Origin of the sequence: Actinosynnema sp. NPDC023587 (genome assembly GCF_040640215.1) — a bacterium.
Classification (GTDB): domain Bacteria; phylum Actinomycetota; class Actinomycetes; order Mycobacteriales; family Pseudonocardiaceae; genus Actinosynnema.
The window spans coordinates 269908-286428 of sequence record NZ_JBFABG010000007.1; the positions used below are offsets into that span (position 1 = coordinate 269908).

General features: G+C 72.9%; 13 protein-coding genes. 5 read left to right on the forward strand and 8 right to left on the reverse strand.

Annotated features, from left to right (window positions below; translation table 11 throughout):
• Positions 1–401 precede the first annotated feature (401 nt).
• Positions 402–3218, forward strand: coding sequence for an AAA family ATPase (locus tag AB0G01_RS20945; RefSeq protein WP_360947876.1), 2817 nt, complete (start codon positions 402–404; stop codon positions 3216–3218).
• Positions 3219–3281: 63 nt separating this feature from the next.
• On the opposite strand, the gene AB0G01_RS20950 is transcribed toward AB0G01_RS20945, so the two are convergent.
• Positions 3282–3830: a LuxR C-terminal-related transcriptional regulator gene (locus AB0G01_RS20950; protein WP_041312653.1), complete on the reverse strand. Its 549-nt coding sequence runs from the start codon at positions 3828–3830 to the stop codon at positions 3282–3284.
• Between the two features lie 98 nt (positions 3831–3928).
• On the reverse strand, positions 3929–4396 hold the full coding sequence (locus tag AB0G01_RS20955) for a GNAT family N-acetyltransferase (RefSeq protein ID WP_360947878.1): 468 nt from the start codon (positions 4394–4396) through the stop codon (positions 3929–3931).
• A gap of 76 nt (positions 4397–4472) precedes the next feature.
• Between AB0G01_RS20955 and AB0G01_RS20960 the strand changes: the two genes are divergently transcribed.
• On the forward strand, positions 4473–5258 hold the full coding sequence (locus tag AB0G01_RS20960) for an enoyl-CoA hydratase/isomerase family protein (protein WP_360947880.1): 786 nt from the start codon (positions 4473–4475) through the stop codon (positions 5256–5258).
• A gap of 22 nt (positions 5259–5280) precedes the next feature.
• Here AB0G01_RS20960 and AB0G01_RS20965 read toward each other — a convergent pair whose 3' ends face one another.
• From AB0G01_RS20965 to AB0G01_RS20975, 3 genes are read right to left on the reverse strand one after another with little or no spacing between them, the layout of a single operon-like run.
• Positions 5281–6816: a serine/threonine-protein kinase gene (locus AB0G01_RS20965; RefSeq protein WP_360947882.1), complete on the reverse strand. Its 1536-nt coding sequence runs from the start codon at positions 6814–6816 to the stop codon at positions 5281–5283.
• A 59-nt stretch (positions 6817–6875) separates the two neighbouring features.
• On the reverse strand, positions 6876–8918 hold the full coding sequence (locus AB0G01_RS20970; protein WP_360947884.1) for a glycosyltransferase: 2043 nt from the start codon (positions 8916–8918) through the stop codon (positions 6876–6878).
• Positions 8915–9694: a WecB/TagA/CpsF family glycosyltransferase gene (locus AB0G01_RS20975; RefSeq protein ID WP_360947886.1), complete on the reverse strand. Its 780-nt coding sequence runs from the start codon at positions 9692–9694 to the stop codon at positions 8915–8917. The genes AB0G01_RS20970 and AB0G01_RS20975 overlap by 4 nt, the downstream gene beginning before the upstream one ends.
• A gap of 89 nt (positions 9695–9783) precedes the next feature.
• Between AB0G01_RS20975 and AB0G01_RS20980 the strand changes: the two genes are divergently transcribed.
• From AB0G01_RS20980 to AB0G01_RS20990, 3 genes are read left to right on the forward strand one after another with little or no spacing between them, the layout of a single operon-like run.
• Positions 9784–11001, forward strand: a complete 1218-nt coding sequence (locus AB0G01_RS20980; RefSeq protein ID WP_360947888.1) for an MFS transporter — start codon at positions 9784–9786, stop codon at positions 10999–11001.
• A 58-nt stretch (positions 11002–11059) separates the two neighbouring features.
• Entirely contained in the window at positions 11060–11716 is a 657-nt protein-coding gene (locus AB0G01_RS20985) for a hypothetical protein (protein WP_360947890.1), read from the forward strand.
• 11 nt (positions 11717–11727) lie between these two features.
• Positions 11728–12570: a transporter substrate-binding domain-containing protein gene (locus AB0G01_RS20990; protein ID WP_360947892.1), complete on the forward strand. Its 843-nt coding sequence runs from the start codon at positions 11728–11730 to the stop codon at positions 12568–12570.
• A gap of 296 nt (positions 12571–12866) precedes the next feature.
• Here AB0G01_RS20990 and AB0G01_RS20995 read toward each other — a convergent pair whose 3' ends face one another.
• The 3 genes from AB0G01_RS20995 to AB0G01_RS21005 all read right to left on the reverse strand — a co-directional run bounded on the left by AB0G01_RS20995 (position 12867) and on the right by AB0G01_RS21005 (position 16474).
• Positions 12867–14195: a YncE family protein gene (locus tag AB0G01_RS20995; protein WP_360947894.1), complete on the reverse strand. Its 1329-nt coding sequence runs from the start codon at positions 14193–14195 to the stop codon at positions 12867–12869.
• Positions 14196–14336: 141 nt separating this feature from the next.
• Positions 14337–15575: a hypothetical protein gene (locus AB0G01_RS21000; RefSeq protein ID WP_360947896.1), complete on the reverse strand. Its 1239-nt coding sequence runs from the start codon at positions 15573–15575 to the stop codon at positions 14337–14339.
• A 38-nt stretch (positions 15576–15613) separates the two neighbouring features.
• Positions 15614–16474, reverse strand: coding sequence for a glycosyltransferase (locus AB0G01_RS21005; protein ID WP_360947898.1), 861 nt, complete (start codon positions 16472–16474; stop codon positions 15614–15616).
• Between the last annotated feature and the right edge of the window lie 47 nt (positions 16475–16521).

Genomic DNA, 16521 nt, shown 5'->3' on the forward strand with positions numbered 1-16521 from the left:
GGCGGCGGTATCGGCGGCGTTCCGGCACACCGTGGCGCGGGCAGTGGTGTCCGACCCGAGCGGGCAGGCCCGTCAGGCGCGGCACGGCGGTCGGGCCGACGGCGGACTTGCCGCGAAAGATGCCGGACCACGGGTTACCGAGGAGTAGAGGCATTCGGCTAACCGGCCCTCATCGCCTAATGTTGTGACCTGACCCACGATCCGCGCACCAACGCCGGGAGGAGCCGTACCGCGCGCGACGCGAGGTGGCCGCGGAAGGCATTCCGCAGTGCCCTCCGGCACCCCGTCGCGCCGAACGGGGCAGTCCGCCGCCCGGCGGCGGAGCTGTGCGAACGCGGGGGTGCTGTCCGTGAACGATCCGGGTCCCACCACCGGGTCGGCCGATGACCGGGAGTCTCCGCATGACGCCACCGCGCACCAGTTCCCCCGTCCTGGTCGGGCGGGTGGCCGAGCTGGCCGCGCTGCTCGGAGCGGTCGCCGCGCAGCCCTCCGTCGCGCTCGTCGAGGGTGAGGCGGGTGTCGGGAAGAGCCGGTTGGTCCGCGAGCTGCTGCACCGGCCGGAGGTGGCCCCGCTGCGCGTGCTGACCGGCTTCTGCCAGCCGCTGCGCGAGCCGTTCCCGTACGGGGCGGTGCTGGACGCGCTGCGCACCGTCGGCGGGGTGCTCGGCCGGGTGCCGCTGAGCCCGGTGACCGGTGTGCTGCGCCCGCTGCTGCCCGAGATCGCCGACCGGCTGCCCGACCAGCCGCCGCGCCCCGAGGACCCCCGCCAGGAGCGGCACCACCTGTTCCGCGCGGTGCGCGAGGTGATCGCCGCGCTGGGGCCGGTGCTGCTGGTCGTGGAGGACCTGCACTGGGCCGACGACGGGTGCCGGCACCTGCTGCGGTTCCTGATGGCCGACCCGCCGGCGAACCTGACCGTCCTGGTGACCTACCGGCGCGAGGACGCGCCCGGCGGGATGCCGCTGGGCAGCGCCTACCGCCCGCCGGCCGGCGTGACCGGGGTCGTCGTGGAGTTGAGCCCGCTCGACGTCGCGCAGGTGCGGGACCTGACCGCCGCGATCCTGGACGTGGAGGGCGTGCCGGTGGAGTTCGCCGCGCGGCTGCACGAGCGGACGGCCGGCATCCCGTTCGTGGTGGAGGAGATGCTGAGGTCGCTGCGCGACCCGGACTGGCGGCTGCTGGACGAGGTCGAGGTGCCCGCGCTGCTGCGCGACGCCATGGCCGAGCGGCTGGACCGGCTGCCCACGACCGGGCGGCGGATCGCGCACGCCGCCGCCGTGCTCGGGGTGCCCGCGAGCGAGGCGCTGCTCGCCGAGGTCGGCGCGGTGGAGCCGGACCGGGCGCGGGCGGCGCTGACGCACGCCCTGCACAGCGGTGTGCTGCACGAGGCCGAGGACGCCCGGTACGGGTACCGGCACTCGCTGGCGCAGCAGGCCGTGTACGACACGATGACCGGCCCGGAACGGCAGCGGCTGCACCTGCGGGCGCTGGCGGCGCTGGAGGGCGCGGTGCCCCGGCCGTTCATGCAGCTCGCCGAGCACAGCCTCCGGGCCGGGCGGCTGCCCGACTGGCTGCGGCACGGCGAGGCCGCCGCCGACCGGGCGCTGGAGGTCGGCGACGCGTCCACCGCGACCCGGCTCTACCAGCGGCTGCTGGACGAGGCCACCCTGACCCCGGCCGACGTGGACCGGCTGGCGGTGAAGCTGGGCCAGGTCGCGCGCGGCGGCGTCGACCAGCACGACCCGCGCACCACGCTGGAGTGGCTGCTCGACGACCGGCGGCTGTCCCGGGCCGCGCGCGGCGAGGTGCGGATGAACCTGGGCTTCCTGCTGATCAGGCAGTTCGAGAGCACCCTCCAGGCGCGGGTCCAGCTCGAACAGGCGGTGGAGGAGCTGACCGACCGGCCGAGCCTGGCGATGCGGGCGCGGGCCGTGCTGGGGCAGCCGTTCATCGGCAGCACGCCGATCGCCGAGCACCTGCGGTGGATGCGCGTGGTGGACGACTACATCGCGGCGGCCGAGGACCCGGAGGTCCGGTACTCGCTGCTGGCCAACGAGATCGGCTCCCGGCTGTCGATCGGCGACGCGTCCGTGGTCGGCGAGCTCGACGGGCTGCCCGCGACCTCGCCCGACGTGGAGATCCGGCGGCACCTGGCGCGGGCCCACTGCAACGTCGCCGACGCGGCCATGCTGGTCGGGCACTTCGAACTGGCCCGCGACTTCCTGACCCGGGGCCTGCGGCTGACCGTGGGCGCGGGCGTGCCGTTCACCGCGAGCACCGGCCAGTCGACCCTGATCCACCTGGACTGGTACTCCGGCGACTGGGGATCGCTCGCGGCGCGCTCCACGCGGCTGCTGGAGGAGTACCGCGAACTGCTGCCGGTGGCCAGCGAGGCCTCGCTGGTGCTGGGCGGCCTGGCGCTGGCGCGCGGCGACTGGGACACCGCGGAGCGGTTCCTGGCCGACAGCGGCGTGCGGTCGGTGGAGAACGCGATCACGCCGGTGGCGTTGAACGGGTTCGCCGCGCTGTCCCGGTTGGCGTTCGAGCGCGGCGACCTGTCCCGGGCCTGCGCGGAGGCGGACAACGGCCTGGACCTGATGCGGCGCAAGGGGGTGTGGGCGTGGGCGGGCGAGCTCGCACCCGCCGCCGTGGACGCCTACCGCGCCAACGGGCGGGTGGGGGACGCGGCGGAGGTCGTGGAGGAGTTGTCGGCCGGCATCGCCGACCGGGACGCGCCGCTGGCGCTCGTGGCGCTGAAGATCTGCCGGGCGCTGCTGGCCGTCGGGCGCGACGAGGACGCGGTGCCCTTGCTGCGGGAGGCGCGCCGGGCGGCGGACGCGCTCGGGCTGGCGTACTACTCGGCGCTGCTGTCCGAGCGGATCGCGCTGTGCGGGCTGGAGAACGGCGACGAGGCGGCGGCGGTCGCGCTCGGCGAGGTCGGCGACCGGTTCGACGCGCTGGGCGCGAGCCGGGACGCGGCGCGGTGCCGGCACCTGGTGCGCGGGGCGGGTGTGGCGACGCCGTCACGACGGGGCCGGCGCGGGTACGGCAACGCGCTGTCCCCGCGCGAGCAGGACGTGGCACGGCTGCTGGCCCGGGGCCGCACGAACCGGGAGATCGCCGACGTGCTGTTCCTGTCGCCCCGGACCGTCGAGCAGCACGTGGCGCGGGTGCTGCGCAAGCTGGGCGTGACGTCCCGGGCCGAGCTGCTCACCTGACCCGCGGGCGGACGGACGAGGGTCCCGGCGGCGGTGCCGTCGAGACCCCCCGGGAAGCTCCCGTCACAGGTACGAGCGCTGACCCCACGGCATCGCGGCGGCCAACTGGGCGCGCCGGCCGATGTCGAGCTTGCGGTAGATGCGGGTGATGTGGAGTTCGACCGCCCGGGTGGACACCGAGAAGTGCTCGGCGATCTGCCGGTTGGTCATGCCCTCCAGCATCATCAGGGCGATCCGGTGCTCGTGCGGCGTCAACGGCTCACGAGCCCGGGAGTCGGCGCTCTGACCGTCGCGCGGCCGGACCATGCCCGGCACCCGCTCCCCCTCGGGCACACCCAGCAGCACGTGCCACTGCCGGATGCGCACCTCGGCGATCGACTGCGACCGCACGTACGGGTCGCCGCGCACCAGATCGCGCGCCGCGGCCTCGTCCGGCACCTGGCAGATCAACAACACCCCGGACCCGTCTGCCCACGGTCCGGTTCCCACCAGCACGCCCTGTTCGGCGAGCGGGCGCCAGTATTCGCGATGGGCCAGATGAATGGATCTACGCACCTGCCGCGCATCACGAAATGTCAACTCAACGGCGAAAGCCACTGGACTGATCCCCATTTCATATCCGCGGCCGACTTCGCCACATACTCAACTGGGGACATTATTCACTGTCAAGTGGGAGAGGTCACAGGGGGGATGTCGAAACCTGATAGCTGCTATAGCCGCTTGGCAAACCAGTGCTCCGCATAGCGGTCGTCGCTGAAGGGTGCTACCTCACAGTAACCGTGCCGCTCGTACAACTTCCGGGCTTCGACCAGGTCAGAGCGGGTGTCGAGCCGAATGGACGAAGCGCCAGTTGAGACAGCAGCCTCCTCGACCGCTGTCAACAGCGCTGCTCCACCACCCCGCCCGCGTGCGTCCGAATGGACGAACACCCGTTTCAGCTCGGCTGTTTCCGAATCCACCATCCGGAACCCGGCGCAGCCCAGCGACCGGCCGTCGAGGCGGCCGACGAAGAACGCGACGAGGTCGTCGGCCGGGTCGTCGGCGAGCGCCTGGTCGACCTCGCCGGCGACCGCCGGACGGCCGTAGTAGCGACCGATGATGTCCTCCAGGTAGCTGCGGACGAGGGCGCGCGCCTCGGCGCTGTCGACGGGCACGGGGTGCACGGTCCAGGTGGCCACCCGACGATTCTGGGCGGGCCCGAGCCGTTCGGACACCCGGTTTTCGGCCGGTCGGCCGGGTGTAAAGTCCCCGCCCGTGGCAGCGCAACAGGTCCGCGTCGAACGGGACGCGGCGGGTCTGGCCGTGCTCACCGTCGACGCTCCCCCGCTGAACCTCTACACCGCCGAGCTCCAGGACCTGCTCGACGACGCCGTCGGCGACCTGGAGGACCGGCCCGCGCGGGCGCTGCTGATCCGCGCCGAGGGCGCGGTGGTCAGCGGCGGGGTGGACGTGCGGCTGTTCGCCGCGCAGGAGACCCGGACCAGGGCCAAGGCGCTGTTCGACCAGATGCTGGACCTGCCGGAGCGGGTGGCCGCGCTGCCGTTCCCGACCGTGTTCGCCGCGCACGGGCTGTGCCTGACGTGGGCGTTCGAGGTCGCGGTGGCGTGCGACGTCCTGCTGGCCGCCGAGCGGGCGACGTTCGGGTTGGTGGAGAAGGTGGTCGGGCTCACCCCGACCATGGGCGGCACGCAGCGCCTCGCCGCGCGGGCCGGCGTGGGGCGGGCCAAGGAACTCGTGATGACCGGCGAGCGCTACGACGCGGCGACGCTGGAGCGGTGGAACGTGGTCAACCGGGTGCTGCCCGACGCCGGGTTCGACGACGCCGCGCTGCGGTTCGCCGAGACCCTCGCCGCCGGCCCCACCGTGGCGCACGCGGCCACCAAGCAGGTGCTGGCGCACTACGAGCGCGGCGGGGTCGCCGAGGCGAACGAGCACGTCACGGCCATCGCCGCCGACCTGTTCGAGACCGAGGACCTGCGGAACGGCGTCCGGTCGTTCCTGGCCGACGGTCCGGGCCGGGCGACGTTCACCGGCCGCTGAGCCGCCGCCGCCCGGCCGGCCGCTACTTGGGGTCGTAGGCGGTGGGTGCGTACCAGGCCAGCGCGGACCGCACCTCGGCCACGTCCCGCTCGCGCCGCTTGCGGTAGCGCTCGTGCGAGATCGGGTAGACCCGCACCCCGCCCTTGTGGGTCTGGAAGCTGCCGCGCCCCAGCGTCTCCGGCACCTGCGCCGCGCCGACCAGCCACACCGTCACCCACGGCCGCGCGCCCTGGCCGTCCACCTTGATCCGCGAGATCGCGTACCAGGGCAGCCGGCGCTTGTCCTCGCCGCTGGTCAGGGTCAGGCCGTCCGGCCCGATGTCCACCTCCAGCGGTCGGCGCAGCGCGTCGACCAGCAGCCGGACCGCCAGGACCGCGAAGACCACGAACGCGACGGCGGCGGCGACCCGCACGCCGGTGGCCGCGCCGGACGCCCGGTCCGCAACCGAGCCGCACACCAGGGCCGCGAACGCGTGCGCCGCCATCCACCCCAGGCCCACCACCCGCGACGTCCGGAAGCGGACACCGCTCTTCTTCAGCGGCGGCGTGTACGGCCGGATCGCGCCGCCGGCCGGCACCGCGCCGGAGGGCACGACCGGCGGCGGGGCGGCGGGCGGGTCCTCCACGAGCAGCCTGGTCGGCGGTTTGCGCTCCTCGGCGAGCGCGCGGGTCGGCGGTTTCGCGGGCAGTTCCCGCAGCTCGGTGTGCCGCTGCTCGACCAGCGTGCGGACCTGCGCGGGCAGCCAGGACGGCTCGTGGGACGGCGGTCCGATCAGCTCCAGCAGCCGGGCCGGGGTCGGCCGGTTCCCGGGGTCGCGGACCAGGCACGGCACGATCAGCGGCACCAGTCCGGGCGGCACCCGCGACAGGTCCGGCTCCTGGTGCACGACCCGGTAGACCAGCGCGGAGGTGGCACCCTCGCCGAACGGTCCGGCCCCGGTCGCGGCGTAGACCAGCACCGAGCCGAGCGCGAAGATGTCGCTCTGCGGGGTGATCGCCGACCCGACGACCTGCTCCGGCGAGAGGTAGCCGGGGGTGCCGAACACGATCCCGGCCTCGGTCAGCGCGGAGTGCTCCAGGGCGCGCGCGATGCCGAAGTCGATGACCCGGGGCCCGTCGTTGGCCAGCAGCACGTTCGACGGCTTCAGGTCGCGGTGCACCAGGCCCGCGCCGTGGATCGCGACCAGCGCCTCGGCCAGCCCGGCGGCGAGCCGCCGCACGGCCCGCTCGGGCAGCGGCCCGAAGTCCTGCACGGCCTGCTGGAGGGTCGGTCCGGGCACGTACTCGGTGGCCATCCACGGGTGGTCGGCGTCCGGGTCCGCGCCGACCACGGTGGCCGTCCAGAACCCGCCGACGGACCGGGCCATCTCGACTTCCCGGCGGAAGCGCTCGCGGAACTGCGGGTTGTCGGCGAGCTCGGCACGGGCGACCTTGACCGCGACCGGGCGTCCGCCGAGCGACCTGGCCAGGTACACCGAACCCATCGCCCCGCGGCCCAGGGCGGCGAGCAACGTGAAGTCGCCGATCCGCGGTGGGGCGTTCGGAGGCAGTGGTTGCACGACACCCACATTAGAGGCGTCGGCGACCGGTGTCGGCCAAGACGGGTAGTTCTACTCGGTCACCCCTCGGCCAACCCGACCAGTTCGGCCGCCCGCGAGTGCCACGAGAACCGGGTCACCGACGCGCGCAGCGCCGAGGCCGGGCGCGGTCCGCCCTCGGCCAGGGTGCGGCGCACCGCCGCCACGAACTCGCCGTGCCCGGTCGTCGCGCGCACCCGGTCGGTGTAGGTGGCGAGCTCGGCGAAGTCCGTGCTGACCACCGGCAGGCCCAGGGCCAGGTACTCCTTGAGCTTGATCGGGTTGGAGTGCTTGATCCAGTTGTTGTCCTGCCAGGGCATGATCGCCACGTCGAACGCCGACCCGTAGGCCGGGATCGTGTCGTAGGGGCGGAAGCCCAGCCAGTGCACGTTGGGGTGCTCGTCGAACCGCTCCATGGGGTGGGTGGCGTCGCCGATGAGCACCAGCGACGCCCCGGGCAGCTCGACGGCCACCCGTTCCAGCAGGTCGAAGTCGACCACGAAGTCGTCCAGCGCCCCGAAGAAGCCGATCCGCGGGCTGTCGATCGACCGGATGTCGTCCGGCCACTCGGCCTCCGGGCGCGCGGTGAAGTGGTCGAGGTCCACGCCGTGGTCCAGGAAGTGGGCCCGGTCACCGGTGCGCGGGCGCTCCTCGTCCATCAGCGCGTGGCTGACGTAGACCACGTGGTCGGCGTGCGCGAGCAACTCGTGCTCCAGGGCCTCGATGGAGGCGCGGTCGGCCTCCGGGAAGTCCGAGTGCCGGTCCGAGCGGTTGAACACCAGGCTGCGCTTGCGCATCGGCGCGACGACGTCCCAGGCGGTCGGGATGGTGACCATGATCACGGGTGTGCGCATCCCCAGCGCGGTGGCGACCAGCCGGACCTGCGCGCGCACCAGGACGGCGCTGACCTTGCGCAGGAAGGGCGAACCGTAGAAGGGCAGCGGCAGCGGCGACATCACGTAGAAGCCGGGCAGCGGCCTGCGCACGAACTTGGCCACGCTGCGGAGCTTGCGCAGGATGCGCCGCGCCACGTGGGTGCTGTTGCCGGGCGTGGGCATCCGCATCCCGATGCTGTTGACCACCAGCACCTTGCGGCGTTCGGCGACCGACCTCATGAGCTGGAAGTCCGAGTGCGCCCGGTTGTGGTACCACCAGTCCTGCGCGGAGAAGCAGATCCAGCCCTGGTCCTCGCCCGGTCGCGCGGGCCAGCGCCGCCACCGCAGCAGGTCGCCGAGCGCCTTGCGGTGCTTGGGTTCGCGCGGCGCGCGCAGCAGTTCGTTGAGCAGCACGGCCCACCACATCGCGAACGCGGCCAGGCGGCCGTGGCGCTCCCGGATCACCCGGACGCGGTTGGTGGTGGCCAGCGACCAGAGGACGGGCGAGGTGGACTGCTCGCCGCCCAGGTGCACCGCCCGGGAGCGCGGCTCGAAGCGGATGGCGAACCCGCGCTCGCCGGCGCGCACCATGTACTCGGTCTCCTCCGAGTACAGGAAGTACTTCTCCTCCAACGTCCCGATGGCGTCCCGGCACGCGCGGGAGACCAGCCACGCGGCACCGGTCACCCAGTCCGCGGTGCCGGTCCGCCGGTAGGCGCGCTCGGCGACCACGAGTTCGCCCAGCGGCGCGAGCCGACCGGCGCGGGTGCCGCCGAGCAGGGCTTCGCCCAACGCGCGCAACGGGTTCGGGGCGCGCCGCAACGAGAGCTGCTGACTGCCGTCCGCGTTGAGCAGCCGGGGCGCGGCGATGCCGACGCCCGGCTGGGCGAGCGCTTCGCGCAGCGGCCCCAGGGCACCCGGTTCGAGGCGGACGTCCGGGTTGAGCACGAGGACGTCGCACTCCGGCGCGGCGGCGAACCCCGCGTTCACCCCGGCCGCGAAGCCGTCGTTGGTGGTCCGCGCCACGATCTGCGCGTTCGGCGCGGTGCGGGCCACGACGGCGAGCGTGTCGTCGGTCGAGGCGTTGTCCACCACGACCACCCGCCCGTCCGGAATGGACTCCAGGGCGACGGCGACCGACTCCAGGCACTCCTGGACGACGTCGGCGCTGTGGTAGGTCACGATGACCACGGCGAGCGGCACGGTCACTTCTCCCGGGTACGGCGGGCGCGGAGCGCGGAGGACAGCAGGCGGAACGCGAACGGCAGGTCGTCGCGCAGGTAGCGCTTGGCCAGCCGGCGGGGTTCGAGGGCGAGCCGGTGCAGCCACTCGGCCCCCACCTTCTGCACCACGCCGGACGCGCGGCGGAACTCGCCGGCCGCCATCGGGATGCCCGCACCGCAGCCCAGGAACCAGGTGCCGGGCAGTTCCGCGCGGAGCAGCCGGATCAGGCGCTCCTGCTTGGGGAAGCCGAGGCCGACCAGCACCAGGTCCGGTGTGGCGGCCACCACGCGCGCCACCACCTCGGCGGTCGCGGCCGGGTCGGTGTCGAACCCGAACGCGGGCGAGTCGGTGCCCGCCACCCGCAGCCCCGGGAAGCGGTCGACCAGCACGCCGGCCGCCTTCTCCGGGATGCCGGGGTTGCCGCCGAGCAGGTAGACCGAGCGGCCCGCGCGGGCGGCGGCCCCGGACAGCGTGAACACCAGCGACGAGCCGGTGACCCGTTCCGGGACCCCGACGCCGGCCAGCCGGCCGGCCCACACCACGGGCATCCCGTCCGCGACCACCAGCTCCGACTCGGCGATCAGCGCGGCCAGTTCCGGCGACCGGGTCGCGGCGCGGACGATGTCCACGTTCGCGGTGACGATCGCGCCGCCCTCGCCGCGCTCCCAGGACTCCGCGACGTGGTCGGCGACGCCGGCTTCGCTGACGGACCACACGTCGACGGCACCCACCCGGACCACGGGCGGAGAGATCTGCGGCATACCCGCGTCATCGGGTTCCGGGTGGTCCCCGTTACCGGCGGGGGCTGTGACCGGGAACGCCCCCGCACCTGCCGTAACGGCTACCGCCGGTGACCGATATCGAAGTCATGTACGTCGCGTCCGTCCGCCCGTCCGAACGGGTCAAGGGCAAGGTCCCCGGCACCGTCGTCGCCCTGGGCACGGTGAGCCTGCTCACGGACGTCTCGGCCGAGATGATCACCGCGTTCATGCCGGTCTACCTGCTGGTGACCCTCCAGATGGGCTATGCGCAGTTCGGCATCCTCGACGGCCTCTACACGGGCGCGACGGCGGTGCTCCGACTGGTGGGCGGCCACCTCTCCGACCGGACGCACCGGCACAAGGCGGTGGCCGCTGTCGGTTACGGGCTGTCGGCGGTCACCAAGCTCGTCTTCCCGGCGGTGGGCGCGAACGCCTTCGGCATCGGCGCGACCATGGCCGCCGACCGCGCGGGCAAGGGCCTGCGCACCGCGCCCCGCGACGCGCTGATCTCGCTGTCCACGCCCCCGGAGCGGCTCGGCACGGCGTTCGGCGTGCACCGCAGCATGGACACGGTCGGCGCGCTGCTGGGCCCGCTGGTGACGTTCCTGCTGCTGGCCAACATCGGCATCGTGGCCGGCCCGGTGTTCGTGGTGAGCGCCTGCTTCGCGGTGGTCGGGCTGATCGTGCTGATCGCGTTCGTGCGGGAGAACCGGGCCGCGCCGAAGACCGGCCCGAAGCCGTCGGTCAAAGCCGGGCTGGCGCTGCTCAAGGACACCGACTTCCGCCGGGTGACGATCGCGGCGGCCGTGCTCGGCCTGGCCACGCTGTCCGACGCGTTCGTGTTCATCCTGGTGCAGAAGGCGACGGACGTGTCGCTGGCGGTGCTGCCGCTGATGCCGCTGGGCACCGCGCTGGTGTTCCTGATCGCGGCCGGCCCGGTCGGGCGGCTCGCGGACAAGGTCGGCCGGTGGAAGGTGTTCCTCGGCGGGCACGTGCTGCTGCTGGCGGTGTACGTGATGCTGCTCGCACCCGGCACCGGTTACGTCGGCGTCGGCGTCGCGCTCCTGCTGCACGGCCTCTTCTACTCGGCCACGGATGGCGTACTCTCCGCGCGGGTGAGCCCCCTGGTGCCCGAATCCCTGCGGGCTTCCGGGCTCTCGGTGGTCCAGACGGGGCAAGCCCTCACCCGGTTGGTGTCCTCGGTCGGTTTCGGTTTCCTGCTCCAGTACGCCGCGTTCGGCACCGCCGTGTACGCCGCGATCGGCGCATTGGTGCTCTCCGTCGTGGTGGCCTGGCGAATTACCTGAAAGTCCCGCGCCGAACCGATATCGTGGCCGCTTCCGACGGAGTGATCCGGAGCGGCCCGTGAAACGACCGTGGTGGGCGACTCAACTGCTGTGGGCGGTACCGCTGCTGCTCGGCGTGTCAGGTTTCGTGGTCTGGTTGTTGTTGCTGGGCAACAAGGGGCAGGGCATCGCGGACGCGGTGTCGCTGCTGGTCGGGACCACCTCGCTGGTCGTGGCGGTGTTCGGCCTGCAAAATTCCACAATCCGCAGAAAAGCGGAGAACGCACCCCGCAAACCGCTGCCCCGCTGGGCGTTCGCCGGAATCGGCGCGGCGGTCGGTGCGATCGGCGGCGCGTTCTTCTGGTTCATCGTGGTGAAACCGGACGTGCCGGTCACCGATCTCGTCGAGATGTCGAACGCCGAGCGGATGACCGACGGCGAGCAGGCGTCCTTCCCGGTGCCCGGCCGGCCCCCTGGACGCCGGTACCTGTACTTCGTCCCGTCGCTGGTCAACCACGAGGCGGTCGGCGACTGCGTCGGCTCCGCGCGGCTGACCGTCACGCTCGTGCGCGACGGCCGCAAGGACCCGCTCCGCGAGGAGCTGCGGTCCGACCGGGAGGTCCGGCTGGACCTCGACGGCACGACCCGCGAGGCGCGGGTGCTGGTCGTCCTGTCCGTGCCGGACCCGGCGTGCGCCGTCGACCTGAGCGTCACCGAGGCCGTGCTCTACAACTGAGGAGTACCAGGATGTCCCGCCGCATCACGGCCGCGCTCGCCGCGGTGGTCGTGGTGGCCGCCTGCCAGGGACCGGCCACCAGCCCACGTCCGACGGTCAGCTCCGGGAGCTCGCCGCTGCCGCCGGTCACCATCGGGGTGGGCACCGACATCCCGGGCCTGGCCCTGTTCAACCCCGACACCCAGGAACGCCGGGGCTTCGACGTCGACCTCTACCGCTGGCTGGCCAACAACACCGAGCCGAAGTTCACGCCGGTCGAGGTCAGCGTGCTCATCGGCAACCGCGTCGACGAGCTGACCCTGGGCCGCGTGCAGCTCGTCGTGCACGGGTTCTCGATCACCGACAAGCGGCGCGAGGAGATCGGCTTCGCCGGTCCGTACCTGATCTCGCAGCAGGGGTTCCTGGTCCGCGCGGGCGAGGAGGGCACCGTCCGGTCGTTGGACGATCTGGTCGGGAAGAACCTGTGCACGCAGGCCGGCAGCACCTCGCTCAGCCAGCTCACCCTCGGTCCGCTCAAGTCGAAGGTCACGGTGACCAGCGAGGTGGGCACCCGGCAGTGCGTGGACCGGTTGCTGCGCGAGGAGGTCGACGCGGTGTCGACGGACCAGATCATCCTGCTCGGGTTCGCCCGGCAGGACCCGGGGGTCAGGGTGGTCCCGCTGACCTTCGGCACCCAGGAGCGCTACGGCATCGGGCTGCCCAAGGGGGACCGGGCGCAGTGCGAGCGGATGACCCAGGGGATCAGGGAGTTCATCACCAACGGCTACTGGGACCAGTTCTTCCGGTCCAACTTCGGCGACCTGCCGCCGGAGGGCTACCGGCCGGACCCGTACCACCTCGACCCGTGCCGGTGACCCGCCGGAGGCGCGGTGGCCGTGTCGCCGGGTGCGGTCGGGGCGTTCGGTTCTGCCGTTGGCCCGGGGGCGGCCGGGGTCGGTGAAGCGGCGGCGGGTGCCCGGGGCGGGGCAGACCGCCTGCCGGTTCCGGCCGATGCGGTGGACCTCGGCGCAGGACCCGTCCGGCGGTGGAGGCGGGCGGGCGGCGCGGAGGCGGGCGGCACGGACGCGACCTGGGGCCGACTGGACCTCTACCACCTCGACCCGTGCCGGTGACCCGCCGGAGGGGCGGTGGCCCCTCCGGCGGTGCCCGCCTAGAGCAGGCCGCTCCAGCCGTGGGCGCGGGACGGGCCGTGCGCGCCGTCACCGGGGTACGCGGCGGTGTAGCCCCGCAGCAGCGTCGCCAGGCCGACCAGCAGCGGCACGTCGGCGTCGCACCTGGCCTTGCCCGACGAGTTGGTCACCGCCGTGCACAGCGGGTGGCCCTTCATGGTCCGGAACGCGACCGTCCTGCCCACCACCGGCTTCCCGGTGTGCGACTCGGTCAGCGTCGCGTTGAGGCCGCGCACCGTCAGCCCGGACCGCCGGAGCTGGAGCGACGCGTACCCGGTCCCCAGCTTGGTCGGCGCGGGCGGCACGGCGTGGACCGCCACGCCGACCGGGTTGGTGCCCACCGGCACGGTGTTCACCACGGCCAGCGACCCGGTGTCCACGACGGACACCGTGCCGCTGCCGAAGTTGGTCACGTAGGCCTTGCGGCCGTCCGGGGTGAGCGCGACGCCGATCGGCCGGTTGCCCACCGGGATCGTGGTGACCGCGGCCAGCGCCGGGATGTCCAGCACGGACAGGGAGTGGCCCTCGCTGTTGGTGACGAACGCCCGGTTGCCGTCCGGCGAGATCGCGATGCCGTGCGGGATGAAGCTGACCGGGATGGTGCCGAGCACGGCGTTCGTGGCCACCGAGACCACGGCGACGTTGTTGGAGAACTTGTTGACCACCAACAGCTTCTTGCCGTCCGGCGTCACCGCGACGGCGGTCGGCGTGTGGCCGGTGGGGATCTCCGCGATCTCGGCGTTGGTGGCCGTGTCGACCACCGACACCGTGCCCGCGCCGACCACGTCGTGCGCCACGTAGAGCCGGGAGCCGTCCGGGGTCAGCGCGACACCGTCCGCGTTCGGGCCCACCGGGATCGTCTCGGTCGCGGTCAGCGTCGCCGCGTCCACCACGGACACCGTGCCCGCCCGGTAGTTCGAGACGTAGACGTGGCCGCCGCTGGGCGACACCACGACCCCCGCCGGCCCGTCGCCGACCGGCACCGCCGCGTCCACCGTGTTGGTGGGCGTGTCGATGACGGTCAACGTGTTGTTCCGGACGTTGGTCACGTACCCGCGCGAGCCGTCGAACGCGACGCCCACGCCGTACGGGGAGTTGCCGCTGGAGTCGGACAGCGTGCTGGTGACGGCGTCGGTGGCCGTGTCCAGCACGGAGACGCCGCCGCCGTTGTTCGCGACGTAGCCGAGCACGCGGGTGGGGGCGGCGACCGCCGACCCGGTCGGGACGAGCACCAGCGCCACGCCCAGCGCGACCGCACCGCCCAGGGCGGTCGACCGGTGGAACGTGCTGCGTCGGTTGGTTCTGGGCATCGGGCGGCCTCCATGTCCGCGGGGTGTCCCGCACTGCCCCAATCGCGGGAAACCCCCCGTCCGTTAGCGCCGGCCCCGTTCCCCCGCCGGGCCGACACGGCGTGCGTCGGCCCGGTGACCGTCCGGAGTGGACGGCGGGGGTCAGAAGCGGTAGACGTGCACCTGGTACGCGCCGAAGTCGTCGACGATCTTCCCGTTCTCGATGGGAACGGTGCGGTTCTCGTCGACGACGGTGGCCGTGCCGGATTCGACCGGCACCGCGACCTCCACCCGCGCCGGGCCGCTTCGGGGAAGCGAAGTGCTCCCGTCGGTCTGCGCGATCACCCAGCGTGCGTTCTCGGCTTCCTTGTGCAGCACCGAAACCGGTACGCCGTTGTCGCTCGTCGCGGTGACGCCGGGCCGGTTCGCCGCGTTCAGCACCGGCGCGAGCGACTTCAGGCGGGCGTTGACGGCCTTGACCCTCGCGGTGATCTCCGGCCGGGTCAGCACGCTGGAGTACTCGCCCCTGCCCTCGGTGTAGAAGCTGTGCGCGAAGTAGTTGATGCCCGTCGCGCCGTGCAGGATCGTGTTCCACACGGCGGATTCGAGCTGGTCCGGCGTGATGGTCTCGCCGTGCGTGTGCGGGTGCCCGGTCTCGACGAACCCGTACAACGGCTTGTCCGGCCCGCACCACTTGCGCATGGTGTCGATGACCTCGCCGTAGCTGAACGCCCCCACCTTGTTGCCCCGGTCGGGGTGGGTCCACCCGTAGTAGTCCGCCGACGCGATGTCCGCCGCCGAGCAGTAGGTGCGCATGTCCTCTTCGTAGGTCTTCTCGATGTGGCCGTACCCGACGCCGCCGCCGGGCGTGCCCATCCACACTCCGAAGTTCAGGTAGGTCGGCCGCGACGGGTCCTTGGCCCGCACCCCGTCGGCCTTGGCCAGGATCGCGGACGGCTGCATGTCGGGGTGGAACACGTCGCCGTAGACCTTGTTCATGTCCGGTTCGTCAGCGATCAGGTACCCCACGTAGTTGCGCGCGTTCGCGGTGTCCTTGAGCACGTCGTCCACGCGCTTGGCGTCGGGGTAGACCCGCCAGTCGGTCTCCAGCAGGCCCTCCTTGCGGAGGTACCACCACTCGTCCTCCCAGAGCCCGAGCCCGGCGTCGATGCCGATCTCCTGGTAGGTCCGGCCGATCTTCGCGCCGTTCTCGATCGACGACGGGTCCTGCATCCAGACGGTGATGGGGAAGACCTTCGGGTCCCCGGTGGGGTTGGGCCCGTTGGCCCACTTCTTGTAGTGGTCGACCACCGGGGCGGACGACGGGGCGGGGGCGGGGGCGGACGACGGGGGCGGCTCGGCCCCCGTCGTGCAGGCGGCCGTGAGAAGCACCACAGCCATTGCCAGTCGGGCACGAGCCATTGGTTTCGACGTCCTGTTCAGCTCGGCGACTTGGCCCGGCCACGGGCGGCGAGGACCTGCTTGGCCTTCTCGAAGCCGTTCGGTCCGAGCACCTTCATGGCGGCCGTCTTGGCCAGGTATCGGGCTCCGTCCCGCGCGACCCGCGCCGGACGTCCCACGAACCGGTCCCGGGCCAGCACCCGGCCGTCCGGCTCGGGCACGTCGTCCAGCGACTCGCCGAACAGGGCCCGGTAGGGCGCGGGGGCGACCAGCCGGCCCCGGGTCCGGTTGCTCACGTTGCCGCCGTGCACGACCTGGAGCCAGCCGGGCGCACCGCCCAGCGAGACCACCTCGGCGTGCCGGCCCAACCGGTTGTGCCAGTCCGCCCAGCACGTGACCGGGGCGTCCCAGCTCTCCCGCATGGAGGCGAAGGCGTTGTCCCGGTCGTGGTGCGCGAACAGCCCACCCGGGCTCTTGACCAGGCCGTTCGCCAGGTAGAGGGCGGTGCGGCGGCCGGTCGGGGGGTCCGCCTGGAGGCGGGCGACGAAGTTCGCGGCCAGGCCGTCGTCGTTGTCCAGGTTGGTGGTGATCAGCGCCTCGCCCCGGGTCGGGAACAGCGCGCCGAGGTCGTCGACGAGCTCCGCGCGGCCGACCTGCTCGCGGAAGACCGGCGTGTAGGCGTCGCCGTGCTCCCCGATCCGGTCCTTGAGCCACGCCGGGCTCTCCGGGTCGAAGTAGATGAGCCACTCGAAGTTCGCGGACGTCTGCGCGCGCACCGACGGCAGGCAGTACCGCTCGAACAGCCCGACGCGCTCGGTCAACCACCCCTCCCGCGCCCGCACGATGCTCTCGGCACCCACGGACGGCAGGTTGAAGCGCGTCAGAATGACGTGGTCCATCACGACCCCTTCCCGTTGACCGGTACATCGGGATACCGGGCCCATCG

Excerpts from the sequence above, each read along its gene's own strand:
- AB0G01_RS20990 (WP_360947892.1), top strand. The coding sequence starts at position 11,728 with ATGTCCCGCCGCATCACGGCCGCGCTCGCCGCGGTGGTCGTGGTGGCC.
- AB0G01_RS21005 (WP_360947898.1), bottom strand. The coding sequence starts at position 16,474 with ATGGACCACGTCATTCTGACGCGCTTCAACCTGCCGTCCGTGGGTGCC.
- AB0G01_RS20975 (WP_360947886.1), bottom strand. The coding sequence starts at position 9,694 with ATGCCGCAGATCTCTCCGCCCGTGGTCCGGGTGGGTGCCGTCGACGTG.
- AB0G01_RS20950 (WP_041312653.1), bottom strand. The coding sequence starts at position 3,830 with ATGGGGATCAGTCCAGTGGCTTTCGCCGTTGAGTTGACATTTCGTGAT.
- AB0G01_RS20945 (WP_360947876.1), top strand. The coding sequence starts at position 402 with ATGACGCCACCGCGCACCAGTTCCCCCGTCCTGGTCGGGCGGGTGGCC.
- AB0G01_RS20995 (WP_360947894.1), bottom strand. The coding sequence starts at position 14,195 with ATGCCCAGAACCAACCGACGCAGCACGTTCCACCGGTCGACCGCCCTG.
- AB0G01_RS21000 (WP_360947896.1), bottom strand. The coding sequence starts at position 15,575 with ATGGCTGTGGTGCTTCTCACGGCCGCCTGCACGACGGGGGCCGAGCCG.